This window comes from Flavihumibacter sp. CACIAM 22H1, from assembly GCF_001601815.1.
Taxonomy (GTDB): Bacteria; Bacteroidota; Bacteroidia; order Chitinophagales; family Chitinophagaceae; genus Flavihumibacter.
Genome location: NZ_LUKG01000074.1, coordinates 10,881 through 24,858, shown reverse-complemented (window position 1 = coordinate 24,858; position 13,978 = coordinate 10,881). Strand labels below are relative to the sequence as shown.

Annotated in this window: 18 protein-coding genes; 6 read left to right on the top strand and 12 right to left on the bottom strand. The window is 44.2% G+C overall.

What is annotated here, in order from left to right; genetic code table 11:
* From A1D16_RS17105 to A1D16_RS17065, 9 genes are all read right to left on the bottom strand, one after another.
* On the bottom strand, positions 1 to 684 hold a 684-nt coding region (locus A1D16_RS17105; RefSeq protein WP_290711735.1), incomplete at its 3' end, for a response regulator transcription factor.
* Positions 681 to 1,748 (bottom strand): sensor histidine kinase, encoded by a 1,068-nt coding sequence (locus A1D16_RS17100; protein WP_290711733.1) that lies wholly within the window; start codon positions 1,746 to 1,748, stop codon positions 681 to 683. The genes A1D16_RS17105 and A1D16_RS17100, both read right to left, overlap by 4 nt.
* A gap of 21 nt (positions 1,749 to 1,769) precedes the next feature.
* Complete coding sequence (locus A1D16_RS17095) at positions 1,770 to 2,921, bottom strand: acyltransferase family protein (RefSeq protein WP_290711731.1); 1,152 nt, start codon at positions 2,919 to 2,921, stop codon at positions 1,770 to 1,772.
* 96 nt (positions 2,922 to 3,017) lie between these two features.
* On the bottom strand, positions 3,018 to 3,593 hold the full coding sequence (locus A1D16_RS17090) for a hypothetical protein (RefSeq protein ID WP_290711729.1): 576 nt from the start codon (positions 3,591 to 3,593) through the stop codon (positions 3,018 to 3,020).
* 89 nt (positions 3,594 to 3,682) lie between these two features.
* Complete coding sequence (locus tag A1D16_RS17085; protein ID WP_290711727.1) at positions 3,683 to 4,210, bottom strand: acyltransferase; 528 nt, start codon at positions 4,208 to 4,210, stop codon at positions 3,683 to 3,685.
* Positions 4,211 to 4,224: 14 nt separating this feature from the next.
* Complete coding sequence (locus A1D16_RS17080; RefSeq protein ID WP_290711725.1) at positions 4,225 to 4,560, bottom strand: peptidoglycan bridge formation glycyltransferase FemA/FemB family protein; 336 nt, start codon at positions 4,558 to 4,560, stop codon at positions 4,225 to 4,227.
* A 74-nt stretch (positions 4,561 to 4,634) separates the two neighbouring features.
* Positions 4,635 to 5,099 carry a hypothetical protein gene (locus tag A1D16_RS17075; RefSeq protein WP_290711723.1) on the bottom strand — a complete coding sequence of 155 codons (465 nt, stop codon included), beginning with the start codon at positions 5,097 to 5,099 and terminating at the stop codon, positions 4,635 to 4,637.
* Positions 5,100 to 5,110: 11 nt separating this feature from the next.
* On the bottom strand, positions 5,111 to 5,866 hold the full coding sequence (locus tag A1D16_RS17070; RefSeq protein WP_290711721.1) for a glycosyl hydrolase family 18 protein: 756 nt from the start codon (positions 5,864 to 5,866) through the stop codon (positions 5,111 to 5,113).
* Positions 5,844 to 6,089 carry a hypothetical protein gene (locus A1D16_RS17065; protein WP_290711718.1) on the bottom strand — a complete coding sequence of 82 codons (246 nt, stop codon included), beginning with the start codon at positions 6,087 to 6,089 and terminating at the stop codon, positions 5,844 to 5,846. The genes A1D16_RS17070 and A1D16_RS17065 overlap by 23 nt, the downstream gene beginning before the upstream one ends.
* Before the next feature lie 81 nt (positions 6,090 to 6,170).
* On the opposite strand from A1D16_RS17065, the gene A1D16_RS17060 reads away from it, so the two are divergent.
* The 6 genes from A1D16_RS17060 to A1D16_RS17035 all read left to right on the top strand — a co-directional run bounded on the left by A1D16_RS17060 (position 6,171) and on the right by A1D16_RS17035 (position 12,309).
* A complete protein-coding gene (locus A1D16_RS17060) occupies positions 6,171 to 7,382 on the top strand; it encodes an FN3 domain-containing metallophosphoesterase family protein (protein ID WP_290711716.1) in 1,212 nt (403 codons plus the stop codon).
* Between the two features lie 30 nt (positions 7,383 to 7,412).
* Positions 7,413 to 8,543 (top strand): FAD-dependent monooxygenase, encoded by a 1,131-nt coding sequence (locus A1D16_RS17055; protein ID WP_290711714.1) that lies wholly within the window; start codon positions 7,413 to 7,415, stop codon positions 8,541 to 8,543.
* Between the two features lie 110 nt (positions 8,544 to 8,653).
* Complete coding sequence (locus tag A1D16_RS17050; RefSeq protein WP_290711712.1) at positions 8,654 to 9,202, top strand: hypothetical protein; 549 nt, start codon at positions 8,654 to 8,656, stop codon at positions 9,200 to 9,202.
* Positions 9,203 to 9,348: 146 nt separating this feature from the next.
* Complete coding sequence (locus A1D16_RS17045) at positions 9,349 to 9,906, top strand: ankyrin repeat domain-containing protein (RefSeq protein ID WP_290711710.1); 558 nt, start codon at positions 9,349 to 9,351, stop codon at positions 9,904 to 9,906.
* Between the two features lie 10 nt (positions 9,907 to 9,916).
* Positions 9,917 to 10,981, top strand: coding sequence for an acyltransferase family protein (locus tag A1D16_RS17040; RefSeq protein WP_290711708.1), 1,065 nt, complete (start codon positions 9,917 to 9,919; stop codon positions 10,979 to 10,981).
* A gap of 32 nt (positions 10,982 to 11,013) precedes the next feature.
* Positions 11,014 to 12,309: an acetylxylan esterase gene (locus A1D16_RS17035; protein WP_290711706.1), complete on the top strand. Its 1,296-nt coding sequence runs from the start codon at positions 11,014 to 11,016 to the stop codon at positions 12,307 to 12,309.
* Position 12,310: 1 nt separating this feature from the next.
* Here A1D16_RS17035 and A1D16_RS17030 read toward each other — a convergent pair whose 3' ends face one another.
* Genes A1D16_RS17030 through A1D16_RS17020 form a run of 3 tightly spaced genes read right to left on the bottom strand, consistent with a single transcriptional unit; the run spans position 12,311 to position 13,719 of the window.
* Positions 12,311 to 12,886, bottom strand: a complete 576-nt coding sequence (locus A1D16_RS17030; RefSeq protein ID WP_290711704.1) for a DUF4256 domain-containing protein — start codon at positions 12,884 to 12,886, stop codon at positions 12,311 to 12,313.
* A 44-nt stretch (positions 12,887 to 12,930) separates the two neighbouring features.
* On the bottom strand, positions 12,931 to 13,389 hold the full coding sequence (locus A1D16_RS17025) for an SRPBCC domain-containing protein (protein ID WP_290711702.1): 459 nt from the start codon (positions 13,387 to 13,389) through the stop codon (positions 12,931 to 12,933).
* Positions 13,390 to 13,395: 6 nt separating this feature from the next.
* On the bottom strand, positions 13,396 to 13,719 hold the full coding sequence (locus A1D16_RS17020) for a metalloregulator ArsR/SmtB family transcription factor (RefSeq protein ID WP_290711700.1): 324 nt from the start codon (positions 13,717 to 13,719) through the stop codon (positions 13,396 to 13,398).
* Between the last annotated feature and the right edge of the window lie 259 nt (positions 13,720 to 13,978).

Sequence of the window (13,978 nt, the reverse complement as noted above, 5' to 3'; positions counted from 1 at the left end):
GTTATGTAAAATTTTCTGCAGTACCTGTTCTTTCATGGCTCTTGAAATACTTACTTCCAATTTACCCAACTGAATGCTATTACCGGTAATTCCAGAAATTTTATCCATATTCACAATACTTGATTTATGTACCTGGATAAATTGTGCCGGAAGTTTTTCGAGGGCCTGCTTCATGGTCATATGTACCAGGTGTTTCCCGGTTTCAGTATGAATTCCTATATAATTTTCCAGGGCTTCCATAACAAGTATCTCATTCCAGGCAAGTTTTTGATAACGGCCTTCCGTTTTGATAAAAAAATCATTTGTAAGAGGTGTTTTCTGTTGCAGCTCAAAAAAATCGCGGGCTTTATTGCAGGCTTTCAGGAAGCGCTCAAAAGGAATTGGTTTTATAAGATAGTCCAGTGCATCCAGGTCAAAGCCTTTGAGGGCGTATTTTTCATAGGCTGTGGTAAAAATAATTTTTGGAGGATGGTTGATGGATTGTACAAATTCAATGCCGCTGATATAGGGCATTTCTATATCGAGAAACAACAGATCAACCTGGTTGGTGGCTAAAAAATTATTCAGACTTACAGCATCTTCACATTCTCCTGCCAGTTGCAGGAAATCAATTTTTTCGATATACCCGCGCAGTCCCTTCCGGGCAAGTGGTTCATCATCCGTTATAAGGCAGGTTATTGTCATAATATAAGCTGGAGATCTGCGGTGAATATATGAATTGATTTTTCGATCAGTAACTGGTGTTTACCCGGGTACAGCAGTGCCAGCCTTTTTCGAAGGTTTTCCAACCCTATGCCACCCGCCTTGTGCTGGTGTGCAATAGGTGGTATAGCATTACTGATCCGGCAATTGAGCTGGTTCTGGACAAGGTTAATATCGATTTTAATAAAGGGATCGCCCCCCACGTATTTGAACGCATTTTCTACAAGTGGAAGTAGTAGTAAGGGATAAATGAACTGATTATTTATTGTATCGGGAAAATGCAGATCCAGCTTCAATCGTTCACTGGAGCGTTGTTTCTGCAATTCAATAAAATTAGAAAGATGCCGTAGTTCCTGGTCCAGCTTTACTTTATTATCCTGGTCGTAGAGCTGGTACCTGAGTAACTCTGCTAACTTTTCAATGGTGTAACGAGCCTCGGTATTGGACTCTTCTACCTGGAAATAAATTGTATTTAATGCATTGAATAAAAAATGAGGATGAAACTGTGCCCGTAGGTATTGAAGTTCATTTTCCAATCTGTCTTTCGTTATTTTTTCCAGCGCTAGTTTTTGTTCGTACGTATAGCGGATTAATGACTGGCCCTGCCTCACACTGTAATAAAACAACCACATACTTACCGGTGCAAAACCAAGGATTACCACATCATAGGCTTGAAGCCCGTCATCTGTAAATGCGGCGAGTGGAAAAATGAAGCAAATCACTATTATTTCCAGGTATACGGCAAGTGATAAAAATTGCTTCAATGAACTGCCCGGATTTTGCATCTCTTTGTTTTCCTCTTCTACCTGTATACTAAATCCCGTTACCAGCCACTCAAAAATAAAACTGATGAGCAGGCATCCGGTTATTTCGATGAGGTTGGTAGAAAGGGGTCTTTTCCAGAAACGGGTATCGGAGATTACATCGTTGAGCAGGCGTACAATGGTATAGGTCAGCAGGCCATACGATAAAATAAACAGGATACGCCTGCCTGTCCAGGGTAGTCTGCTGGCTTTTCTAAAAGAAGTTGGTTGAATCTGAATCATTCCCATCTTATTGGTAAGGTACTACTGTTTAGATGTTTTCATGCCAAACAGCATGCGGGTAAGGTAAAAAGGGCGGATGAATAAATGAAATAGCAGCAGGCAGATAAAAAACGTGGATAAGGCCAGGAAAACCCATTTCAGGAAAATGGTATCGGGGGTTTGGACCACATAATAGGCCAGGATTACCAGGATCGTTTGGTGAAGAATGTAAAACGGGTAAATAAATTGGTTAACGTAGGAAAGAGCGGGCAAGGGTTTATTCAGGTATTTCCTGCCATAGCCTACCAGCGCAAAGACCCAAAGCCAGGTATGAATAGGCTGACGGGCTAGATAGAGATAGGTAGTCCAGCTTTCTGCCCGATGTTTGTCCTCAAACCAATCAAAGCCATTCCAGCGCAAGGCATTGATGAATAATAGCAGTAAAAATGCCAGTGTAAGCGAGAACCGCCGGTTTCTTTCCAGGCTTTCCATTAAGGCCGGTTCAAGTAAACAAAAATAGCCGGCTAATAAAAACAATAACCAATAGATAAAATAAACCGGGTCATCAATTAAGGCATTGGTAGCGGGGTATTGCAATACAAAGGCCGAATAAATACAAACGGAGGGAAGCATCAGCCAGTAGATAGCGCGGCCCTGTGCCAGTTGACCCAGGCGTTTTTTGAAGCCGCTGGCCTTTTCGGTTTTGCACCAGGCAAAAAATGGCGCCAGTAACAGGTCGTACAAAAACAGGTAGGCAATAAACCACAGGTGGTGCCAGCTCATGTTACCCTGCGGGTAGGAGCCGCTTTGAAAAAGGGTACTATAAAATTCCAGGAAGCTTCCTGTGTAACCCTGGTGCAGTCTTTCAAAATATACCTGGGGCGGAATAATGAATAACATGCCTGCTATAAGCGGAAGGAAAAGCCTTTTTAGCCGAAGCAGCACAAAAGCACCTGTAGTGCGGTTTTTCATCATCAGCCAGGTAACTGAACCGGAAATAAAAAATAGGAGTGGCATCCTAAACCGGCTTAGGAAAAAATTAAACTCATCCAGCAGGTTGCTTTTTGCGGCGTTATTGATATGCCAGGGGTCCTCCGGTATAAATGGGCGGGCACTGTGGTAGAGAAGTACGCCCAGGATGGCAAGGGCGCGAAGCCAGTCGATATAAGCAAGTCGGTTCTTGGGAAGCTGCATTTGTACAATTTTGGCCAAACTTAGCGGTGTGTCGTTTTTCCACGAAAATACCTTGACCAATGGTCGTATTTATTTGACCAATTGCAGAACCGGGGGCTAAAAATTCAGATCGCAATAAAAAGCCCGGCTGCTGTCGGTGGACAGAAATAAAAGGGTTTCCCGTTTTTCCTGTGTACGAATGCTTTTGAACACGAGTGCGGAATCACCCAGTGATGCAGGTGCAAACCAGTTCGGTTTTTCTGCTATTCCTGGTTCCGCAAACTGAATTTCTTTTTTAGCCAGCAGGGCCGACTGGTAGTTGTTCTGGGCAATAATGCGTGCTGCTTCTCCCGGACAGGTGCTAAACTCCAGCCATATACAGCAATCAATAACGGGTACCACTGCATCTTTTGTATTTATAATTTTGCTACAGGCATCTACGCTGTTACCAAACAGGCTGGTATAGATTTGCACACCGGTTCTTGGTTCCAGTGCTTTTTCAACCCTTCCTGAAACCTTCGTATAAGTGGCTTTAAAAATGAAATACAAAGAAATGCTACCGGTTATCAGGGAAATTACCAGTGGAATAAGCGAAATCAGAGCAAGCGATTTTTTCTTCTGGTATATGCTCATAACCAGAAGCAATAGAAATAATAGCAATAAGGCAATGGTGGTTCCGATCCAGGTATACATATAATAGGTATAGAACCTGTTAAAACAGGCTGGTTTTACCTTGAATATAAGTAAGATTTTCTAAAGGAAGAAAGAAGGTGGGATTTCTATTAATACCTGGCGGGGATTCCTTTCGCCTTGCTGCCGGCTGGTATAGCACCTGTTACCACGGCACCTGCAGCTATAATGGCACTGTCTCCAATAGTTGCACCTTTCATGATAACGGCGTGGGCTCCGATCCAAACATTTTTACCAATTGTAACAGGGGAAGAAACCAGGTCGTTTTCATCGAGTTTTCCTGGAATAGCCGTGTTGTAATTATGGTCTGTAATAAAAACAAATGGGCCTATTTTGGTGCCATCGCCAATGCTTACCGATTCAATACAGTCAATGATTAAATACCTGTTTCCATAAATCTGGTTGCCAAGTGATATCCTGCCGCTATGGCCGTTGGCCGTATAGGAAAGCAGGGCGCCGTAATCATCTATATATGTGCCGGCACCTATACTGATGCTGCCGGCATTTCTTGGAATATTGACCAGTTTGCCTACCAGCGCACCTTTTCCAATCCGCACCCCTCTCCATCGTAGCAACAGGGTATTAACCCGGCGAACAAATGCTGCAGTATATTTAACCATAACAGGAAAATTAGTTAACCCAAAGAGGCTATTGCGTCGGAAATTTTTTTCAATAGGTAATAAGCCGGGCTGGCAAAATTTCTGTATACCACTTCCTCTCCACCAAAATTTTTCTTGAACTGATTTACCCCGGAGAATTTCCTGAAATCAGCATCAAGGGGTAATGAATAGCCTCCGAAATCATACACCTGAAACCCCTTGTTTTTAAAATGCCGTATCATAGAATAGTGCATGTATTTGTTGGCTTTACCGATTTCATTCTTATCGGGGTATTGCAGGAAATATCTTCCCGAAGCCGATCGAAAAAGTTGCACCTGCCCTGATTCCGGGTCTACCAGATAAAAGTGCATGGCTACTACAGTAGCGCCTATACGTATTTTAGAGAGTGTAAAATTGCCCCCTAAATTTTTAAAATCAGTAACGGCTATTTTGGGGATTCTTTTTTTCTCGGCGAAGCGATTGAAATAGTCTGCAAATTCAGCAATGCTGCAGCTTCTTTCGATAAATTGGAATAGGCGGCATAAAAGCCCAGCATACCTGCAAAGGTGGCATCTGTATAAAAAACTTTTGGTTTTTTAGTTTCCAATAAGGCAATCGGGATTGACCCTGGTGAAAACAACAGGTCGGTATGGTAATTTAATCGACGAGCGATCTGCCTGGCGTAAGCTTTTATCACATGGGGCGATCTATCCAGGGGGAATCCCTGTTGTACTATTTTTCTATAATAAATAGCTTTTAGAAACAATGCAGGACTTATTTTACGTTCCAGTTTGCCTAAAAATTCCAGCTCATTTTCCTGTTTTAGCAATGATTGGGCAATATAGTAACCCAATCCAGACCAGTTGGAAAGTTCATTTGCATCGTAGGTAGTGATATAAGTAATCTTCATGTGTTCAGTAGCTATTTGTTCAGTTCTGCGTGAATGGCTTTTAATAAGGAGCGGTTATCCAGGGCATCTCCGCGGATTTGCCAGATCATCAGTCCACCTGCTTTTTGTTCAACCGCAAAAGCCGTTTTCTGCCTGATCGTAGCAATGCCATTGTAAAATAAGGTGCCGCCGTCTTCCAGTTTTAATTCGTCGGTGGATTCAGCGCCCGGATAAGCGCTTACAATAGCCCTGTAGGTCATACTTTCCGGCGCATTTGTACCAAATCCATAGCCGTAAAAAGGTAGTCCTATAAACAGTTTATGGGATGGAATACCACGGTTTTTGTGGAAATAAAGAAAATCTGTTGCTGCCATCTCAAACGGTGCATGCTGACCCGGCTTATCGGGTCGCCAGGGCCCTGTTTTGTCATAGGACATAATATTCAGGAAATCATAAAGGGCGAGGGTTTCATTACTGATCTGATCGGCATTCCACCGGGCTACTGCTGCTGATATTAATTTTTTTGATTCTTTTACGGCGGCAGCCAGCTCTTTTACAAAAGGCCCATAGTCGGCATTGATTAGCTCATTTTCAAGGTCAATGTCCACGCCATCAAAATTGTATTTTACCAAAAAAGAACAAATGTTTCGAATAAACGCCGCTCGGTTAGCCGGTTGAATTAGGGTAGCCAGTTGTGCCGGCGCGCTGCCACCGCCTATGGAGAAAAATATACGGACCTTTTTTTGCTGGACTTCGTTCACGAAATCAGAAAGACCGGGAATAATCATGTAAACGTTTACCATCCTGGTCGGGGTTTACAAAAGCCAGGTTCAAATCCGTTAGCAAGGGTAACTGGTCCGAAATATCCCTGATCAGCCAGTTTGCGGAACTGTGGTAATAACCAAGGATCCGCATTTTTTTTTCTTCCCTGGCTGGCAATTCAGCGCTTCTACTTCCTTTACAGGCCCATAAACTAAACAGGCTTAGTATATAAATTAATATCGGTTTCAATGACATCTAGTTTGAAATGTACGGGAATCTTGTAAAATAACGATACAAGCTTATATTTAGTGAAACAAGTGTAAAGTATTCATGTCAACATCGTCTCTGCCTGCTGGTGATCGCCGGAAATTTATAGGTACCCTTACCCGTTTAACCGCATTGGGAGCTATCGGTTTTTCTCCTTTTGACAGTAAGGCTGCCCCATTAAGAAATCAGGGGAACAGTTTTGCCGCAGGTCCCTACCTGCAGGTGGTAAGTTCCACCAGCATGAGTATTCGATGGATCACAGAAGTTCCCTCTTACAGCTGGGTAGAATACGGTGAAACGGCAGAGCTGGGAAAAAAGGCGCATGCGGTTACCGATGGTTTGGTCGATGCCTATAACCGCGTACATGAAATTATTCTAGAAGACCTGGAGCCGGGCAAAACCTATTGGTACCGGATCGTATCCAAAGCTATCCTTGATTTTCAGCCCTATAAACTGGTGTATGGAGAACAGCTCAACAGTGACGTATATACGCTTTCAACCCTGCCAACACATAGCCGGGAGCTTAATTGGCTTGTTTTAAACGATATTCATGATCAGCCCAAATCCTTTGGCGACCTGATTCGCCTAAACGGAAAAGATCCCTATGACTTTGTATTTCTTAATGGAGATATGTTCGATTACCAGACCGATGAAAAACAGATCATGGAGCATTTGCTGATTCCCTGCTCCAGCAGCTTTGCTACTCAAAAACCTTTTCTATTTGTACGGGGTAATCATGAAACAAGAGGAAAATACGCCAGGCAGTTAAAGGATTATTTTACCAATCCGGGTGGACAGTTTTTCAGCATAAACTGCGGACCTGTATTTGTTCTTGCATTAGATACCGGAGAGGATAAACCAGATAAGGAAGAGGTTTATGCAGGAATTGTTGATTTTGACCAGTACCGGCGCAGGCAGGCAATATGGCTCGAAAAACAATTGCAAAGCCGGGCCGCCCGAAAAGCCCGGTTCAGGGTTGTAATGATGCATATTCCCACTTTTTATTCCGGCGACTGGCACGGCACCCTGCATTGCAGGGAACTATTTTCTCCCTTGTTTGATAAGTATAAAGTAGACCTCGTAATAGCCGGCCATACGCATAAATATGGCATACATCCTCCTGTAAAAGGCCAGCACAATTACCCGATCGTTATTGGCGGAGGGCCCAAAGAAGGAAAGCGGACGCTGATAAAAGTAAGGGCTACCGAAGAGGCACTAAACCTGCAGATGCTGCGTGACGACGGGGAGCAGGTGGGCACCTATACAATCAACTGAGTGGTGTAGCTTTATGCTCAAAACTTTACCATGCAGGTAGCTATAATTGGGGCCGGGATTGGCGGCCTTACAACGGCACTGGCGCTGCAAAAAGCCGGAATTGAGGTAATCGTTTACGAAGCTGCCCCTGCTATTAAATCGGTAGGCGCCGGTATTATACTCGCAATTAATGCATTGCAGGTAATGCGCCAGTTGGGTTTATATGAACAGATAGCGCAGCAGGGAAACAGGATGGATACCATGACCATTGCAAAAGCTGATTTTTCTCCTCTGACCATTGTTCCCTTAACCAGGTTCTCCAAGCAGTTTGGATTACAGAATTATGCCATTCATCGCGCTGATTTACACGCCCTCCTGGCTGGCGCAATCGGGTATGAGCATATCTGTTTGAATAAACGACTCAAAGCAATCGGAAGGTCTGGCCATGGGTATGCCTTGCAATTTGAAGATGATAGTTTGGTAGAAGCCCCTTTTGTAATTGCTGCAGATGGTATTCATTCTACTATCCGGCAACAACTCTTTGCAGAAAATAGGATCCGGTCGGCTGAGCAGGTTTGCTGGCGTGGTTTGGTAGCATTTAGTCTGCCGGAACACTATCGGCAGGATGCATTGGAGGCTTGGGGCAAGGGTATCCGGTTTGGTATGGCGGCCATTGGAAAAGGGATCGTCTACTGGTACCTGGTAGTGGATGCAGCCCTGGATCAACCAGGAATTCCATTGACAGATTTTGTAAAAGATTTTCACCCCCTGGCCAGTTCTATAATAGAGGCGAGCCCGAAAGAAAAAATATTCAAAAGCCTGCTGACCGATTTATTGCCCGTACAGGAATGGAATAAAGAGCGAATATGTCTTTTGGGAGATGCGGCACATGCAACTACCCCCAACCTGGGACAGGGTGCCTGCCAGGCAATCGAAGATGCTTATGTTTTGGGTGAGCTGGCAAAAAAATATCCACTCGAAGAGGTTTTTCATTTGTACCCGCAGATCCGGCGTGCAAAAGCGCATACCATTGTGCGGAGGTCCTGGACATTGGGCAAAGCTGCCCACCTCACCAACCCCGTTGCGATCGGTATCCGGAATGCGGTCTTTAAATACCTGACCCCTTCCTTTATAATGATGCGGCAGCTTTCTCAATTGTTTAGCCTGGATAAGGTAGAATAGCTGTGCAAGCCGATAAGCAAATAAAAATTAGTAAATAGTGCTAAATATTTATTGAAAAACAATAAATATTCCTATTTTTGTGAGCGTTAGATACTTTAAAACAATTTGTCATGACAATAACCACCAAGCATTTATTACTGGTACTGCAGGTGCTGTCCTGGATCATTTTTATTGGAGTAAGTATTGAAGCCGGCGGCTTTCTGTTCAATACCATTTATACCTTCTTTATACCTGAAATGGAGGCCCGCTTTTACTGGAGCCATATTGACTTATCGGCTTTATTTCGGTTTGATCGGGGGTATTTCTTGGTAATAACCGGTTTAATGAGCATTGTAGCGGTTCTCAAAGCAACCCTATTTTATACTATCCTTAAAATGTTACACGAGCAGAAGCTGGATCTGCAGCAACCTTTTACCCCGAAAATCGGAAAGCTGATCTTTGGTATGTCCTACCTGGCCCTGGGCATTGGCCTATTTGCCCATTGGGGTGAACGGTATACCACCTGGCTGATCGGCAGGGGCATACAAATGCCGGAATTGCATCACCTGCGACTGGCGGGTGCGGATGTTTGGTTGTTTATGGGGGTTGTATTATTTGTAATAGCACTGATTTTTAAAAGAGGAATAGAGCTACAGACAGATAGCGAGTTAACTGTGTAATAAGGCTGCGAGTGTAAAAATTATACATTTTTAATAACCTGGTTACTAGTTGTAAGGTACCGGAATACCCGCTTGTGGATACAGTGGAATACAGGGGGGGTAAGGTGCTGCAGGAACTCTTTTTTTCACCATTTAATAACAGATAAATGAAAAAGCGAAGTAAAACTTTGCAGGGGATTTTTATTGCCCTGCCTGTACTGGTTTCTTTTTTACTGATGGCTGGTTGTAATGCCCAGTCTCCCAAAAATGCGGCCGGGAAAGATTTGCATACAGCCGTTCTACAGGGCGATAAAAAATCGGTACAGCAGCATATAAAAGCTGGTGCTGCGTTGAATGAAAAAGACCCGGTAGGCGGATCCAGTCCGCTGATAGTAGCCGCTCTTTTCGGAAGAACTGAAATTGCCGCTATGCTGTTAGAAGCCGGGGCGGCCATTGATCAGCAGAACAACGATGGTTCCACGGCCTTACACACAGCAGCATTTTTGTGCAGGAAGGAAATTGTTGCCCTGTTGCTGAAAAAAAAGGCGGATAAGACAATAAAAAATAACTATGGTCAGCGACCTATTGATACGGTAACCGGTTCCTTTGAATCGGTACAGCCAATTTACGAAAGCCTGGGTAAAATGCTTGCTCCTCTTGGGCTTCAGGTGGATTTGCAACTGCTTAAAAATACCCGCCCTGTTATTGTACAATTACTCCGCTAATACCTGAAATATGGCTAAACAGTTGGTTGTAGAACGCCGGTATGACCTGGATTGGTTACGGGTCTGCTCCATCGGGTTGTTATTGGTTTATCATGCTGCCATTGCTTTTCAGCCATGGGGCCGTTTCCTGGGCTTTATTACCAGTAATCAAAGCTGGGAAGCAGTTTGGGTACCCATGACAATGCTCAATATTTGGCGAATTCCCTTGCTGTTTTTTGTTGCCGGGATGGCAGTGTATTATGCCATCTGCCGGCGAAGCTGGAAGGCATTTCTGGCAGAACGTTGCCGACGCATAGTACTGCCTTACTGCACGGGTATTTTTCTGGTTGTTCCGCTACAGTGTTTCCTGGTGCAGCGGTATTATGGGATCGCATTAGAATACCAGGCACAGCCTGCACATTGTTGGTTTCTGGGAAATCTATTGGTGTATATGTTGCTGCTGTTGCCAATATTTTACGGGATTAAAAAAAAGGCTATTGCTGACCGTATTCAGGCGCTCAACACCCGATTTAACAGGTGGCTATTTATTTTGGCCATGCTGATAGTAGTTTGGATTGAAATAGAATGGATCAATCCCCCGATTTTTGAACTGTACGCCTTCACCATGCACGGATTTTTCCTGGGGTTTCTGGCATTTGTTTTCGGCTACATAATGGGGCTTATCGGAATTCCACTTTGGCAGGATTTGAGTAAAGCCTGGTGGCTTATTTTACTACTGGCGTTCTGTTTATATAGTAACCGGGTGCAGCATTTTCCGGGGAAAATCGGGCCGCTGTTTTGGGCACTGGAATCCTTCAGTTGGATACTTGCCTTATTGGGTGTGGGTTATCGGTACCTTAACAGGCCGGGTAAGCACCTCGCTTACCTGGGGAAAGCCGCCTTACCGGTATATATAATACATCTGTTTATGCAATTTTTAGCCTCTATACTGGTATTGTCGCTACCCCTGGCTTCCTGGCTACAGTATTTGCTGGTGGTAGTGCTGACCGCTTCGTTTAGTCTTGGCTGTTATGAATACCTAATCAGGCGGTTTGCTTTTACCCGACTGCTTTTCGGTGTCAACTCAAAAAACTGAATTATATTGAGGAAGATTAATCATCCTTCAATATGACCAGATTTTATAGTGTCCTGTATTGTCTTTTATTTCTTACCGTTCGTTCAAGCGTAGTTGCCCAACCTGCGCAGCAACTGGTTACTGTACTTGTTGCACCGGATCATACGAATTGGGAATATCGTTTAGGCGAAAAAGTGAAATTTACTGTTACAGTAGTAGAAGCTGGTAACCTGGTGAAGGATGCCCGTATTTATTATGAAGTCGGACCTGAAAAAATAGCCCCCGTATTAGTGGATTCGGCCCTGCTGAAAAATGGCCAGTTCGTAATTGAGGCAGGTACCCTAAAAACACCTGGTTTTATGCGTTGTGTGGTACTGGTAAAGCGGGGTGGAAGAACTTATCGGGGACTTGCAACGGCCGGGTTTGCAACGGCCGCTATTCAACCAACGGTAGACCTGCCGGCTGATTTTTCCGGATTTTGGACCGCGGCAAAAGAAGAGTTGGCAAAAATTCCGATGGAGCCTAAACTGGTGCTTTTACCGGAACGAAGCACAGAAAAAGTAAGTGTGTACCATGTAAGTGTGCGCAATATCAATAATTCTAAACTGTATGGAATATTATGTGTGCCGAAAGCGCCGGGTAAATACCCTGCCTTATTGCGGGTGCCGGGTGCAGGCATCCGTTCTTACCGGGGAGATATTGCTACCGCTGAAAAAGGAATTATTACCTTGGAAATTGGTATTCATGGTATACCGGTAAACCTGGATGAAGAAGCCTATTATAACCTGGCTGCAGGTGCTTTAAACGGGTATCCGGCTATTGGGATGGATGATAAAAACAGGTTTTATTATAAACGCGTTTACCTGGGTTGTGTAAGGGCCAATGACCTGCTCTGCTCTCTGCCTGAATACGATGGGCAAAACCTGGGTGTAAACGGAGGCAGCCAGGGAGGTGCTCTTTCTATTGTTACCGCCGCACTGGATAACCGCGTAAAATACCTGGCAGCTTTGTATCCTGCACTGAGCGATGTTACTGGTTATCTGAAAGGCAGGGCAGGAGGGTGGCCACATTATTTTGATGTAAACAATACGAGTTACAACAATACCCGCGAAAAGCTTCAAACCATCGCTTATTACGATGTGGTGAACTTTGCGCGCAACCTCAAAGTTCCGGGGTATTATGCCTGGGGATTCAATGATGAGGTTTGTCCGCCCACTTCCATGTATGCTGCTTACAACGTGATCACTGCGCCAAAAGAATTGGAACTCTTCCTGGAAAGTGGTCACTGGACTTTCCCCGAGGAAAGAGATCAGTTTAGTGATTGGATGCTCCAAAAACTCCTGAAATAATTCAGACCCTTAGTGAACCCCGGAATCCACGGGCTGCATAATAGGATTCGGCACCGTTATGGTAGATGAAGACCCTGTCAAAACGCCGGTCGCCAAAAATAGCGCCTCCCAGCTTTCGAAGGGCTGGAGGGGTTTTTAACCAGCTTGATGTCTTCAGGTCAAAACGTCCTACTTGCTGAAGTAGTTGATATTCCTCTTCGGTTAGTAAGTCTATGCCCATTTCGGCAGCATTGTTTAGGGCACTGTCGGCTGGTTTATTGGCTTTTCTTGCTTCCAGGGCCTCTTCATCATAACAGAAGCTCCTTCTGCCCGCGGGCGATTCTGGTGAGCAATCAAAGAACAGGTATTCTCCCGTTGTTTGATTCATTGAAACCACATCTGGTTCGCCCCCGGATGCTTCCATTTGTTGCAAGGACCAAAGTTTAGCCGGTTGCGCTTCCAGCTTGGCCTGGATCTTTGTCCATTCCAATCCCTCATGGCGCACCATGTTTTTCTCAAACCTGTTTTTTAGCACAGCAAGCAGTTTTTTTTGCTCTTCTGCGGATAGTTTCTTTTTAACGTTGGCAGACTTGCTCATGGGTTATATTGTTTATATGGTTGCTGGTTGAGTTTTGATAAAGCCTAGGGGGCAAAAATTGCTTCTAACTGATCATGTGCCCGGTTAATTCCCCATTCAAATGGCATTTCTAGCAGTTGATCTCTCATGGCCACCGATCTGTATACTACCTGCATGATTAATTTGGAGCGTTCAGCAGATAATGCTTCAAATTCCAAAAATTCCAGTTGCACATCAAAGGACGTATTTTCCATTTTAAACGTACGGGTAATCTTTTTACCGGGTTCAAATTCATGAATGGTGCCACTGAAAATATGAACCTTACCTGTGGGGTCGGTTGTTTCAAACTGGTAAGATCCATGTGTACGGTTCTCCAGTTTAATTACCCGGGTGTTCATCCATTGTTCCAGCAGTTCCGGCTCCTGGTAGGCTTTAAATACTAAATCAACCGGCAAATCAAACTCCCTTATTATAAACAGTTCCTGTTTGCCGGGTGCTGCCTGAATCTTTGTTTTGTAGTCCATGCTGGTTTATTTAGGGGTCCTGTATTTTTTCATAATCGACTCAAGTTTATTAAAACGCGCTTCCCATAATACACGGAAAGGTTCCAGGAAATCGGCCACTTCTTTCATTTTTCCCGGGTTGAAATGATAGTAGATTTCACGGCCCTGTGGTTCCTGCTCTATTAACTCACATTCTGTAAGGATTTGCAGGTGCCTGGAAATAGTAGGGCGTGCTGTGTCGAAATTCGCTGCAATGGCACCCGCAGTCATTGATTGGGTGGCAATCAGTAAGAGGATGGCCCTCCTCGTTGGGTCCGCAATTGCCTGGAATACATCCCTCCTGAGATTCATTATGTAGTTATTTGACTACAAATATATATGTAGCTATTTGACTACGCAAAATTTATTTTTCAGAATCGATTATATTCGGATAGAGGTAAAAACAAATGGTAGAACCAGGAATAGATCAGGCAGGCCGTTTTTCATCGGAACTGAAACAGCTTCGATGGGGGCTGGTTACCAATGACGTGGCTTTAACTTCAGCGGGCAAACAAAGCCGATTGCACTTGCAGGAAGAAGGTTTTAGCCTCGTCCGCTTATTTTCACTCGA

Excerpts from the sequence above, each read along its gene's own strand:
- A1D16_RS17055 (WP_290711714.1), top strand. The coding sequence starts at position 7,413 with ATGCAGGTAGCTATAATTGGGGCCGGGATTGGCGGCCTTACAACGGCA.
- A1D16_RS17060 (WP_290711716.1), top strand. The coding sequence starts at position 6,171 with ATGTCAACATCGTCTCTGCCTGCTGGTGATCGCCGGAAATTTATAGGT.
- A1D16_RS17020 (WP_290711700.1), bottom strand. The coding sequence starts at position 13,719 with ATGAATCTCAGGAGGGATGTATTCCAGGCAATTGCGGACCCAACGAGG.
- A1D16_RS17070 (WP_290711721.1), bottom strand. The coding sequence starts at position 5,866 with ATGATTATTCCCGGTCTTTCTGATTTCGTGAACGAAGTCCAGCAAAAA.
- A1D16_RS17100 (WP_290711733.1), bottom strand. The coding sequence starts at position 1,748 with ATGATTCAGATTCAACCAACTTCTTTTAGAAAAGCCAGCAGACTACCC.
- A1D16_RS17025 (WP_290711702.1), bottom strand. The coding sequence starts at position 13,389 with ATGGACTACAAAACAAAGATTCAGGCAGCACCCGGCAAACAGGAACTG.
- A1D16_RS17045 (WP_290711710.1), top strand. The coding sequence starts at position 9,349 with ATGAAAAAGCGAAGTAAAACTTTGCAGGGGATTTTTATTGCCCTGCCT.
- A1D16_RS17035 (WP_290711706.1), top strand. The coding sequence starts at position 11,014 with ATGACCAGATTTTATAGTGTCCTGTATTGTCTTTTATTTCTTACCGTT.
- A1D16_RS17075 (WP_290711723.1), bottom strand. The coding sequence starts at position 5,099 with ATGAAGATTACTTATATCACTACCTACGATGCAAATGAACTTTCCAAC.
- A1D16_RS17095 (WP_290711731.1), bottom strand. The coding sequence starts at position 2,921 with ATGCAGCTTCCCAAGAACCGACTTGCTTATATCGACTGGCTTCGCGCC.
- A1D16_RS17090 (WP_290711729.1), bottom strand. The coding sequence starts at position 3,593 with ATGTATACCTGGATCGGAACCACCATTGCCTTATTGCTATTATTTCTA.
- A1D16_RS17050 (WP_290711712.1), top strand. The coding sequence starts at position 8,654 with ATGACAATAACCACCAAGCATTTATTACTGGTACTGCAGGTGCTGTCC.
- A1D16_RS17085 (WP_290711727.1), bottom strand. The coding sequence starts at position 4,210 with ATGGTTAAATATACTGCAGCATTTGTTCGCCGGGTTAATACCCTGTTG.
- A1D16_RS17030 (WP_290711704.1), bottom strand. The coding sequence starts at position 12,886 with ATGAGCAAGTCTGCCAACGTTAAAAAGAAACTATCCGCAGAAGAGCAA.
- A1D16_RS17040 (WP_290711708.1), top strand. The coding sequence starts at position 9,917 with ATGGCTAAACAGTTGGTTGTAGAACGCCGGTATGACCTGGATTGGTTA.
- A1D16_RS17080 (WP_290711725.1), bottom strand. The coding sequence starts at position 4,560 with ATGCACTTTTATCTGGTAGACCCGGAATCAGGGCAGGTGCAACTTTTT.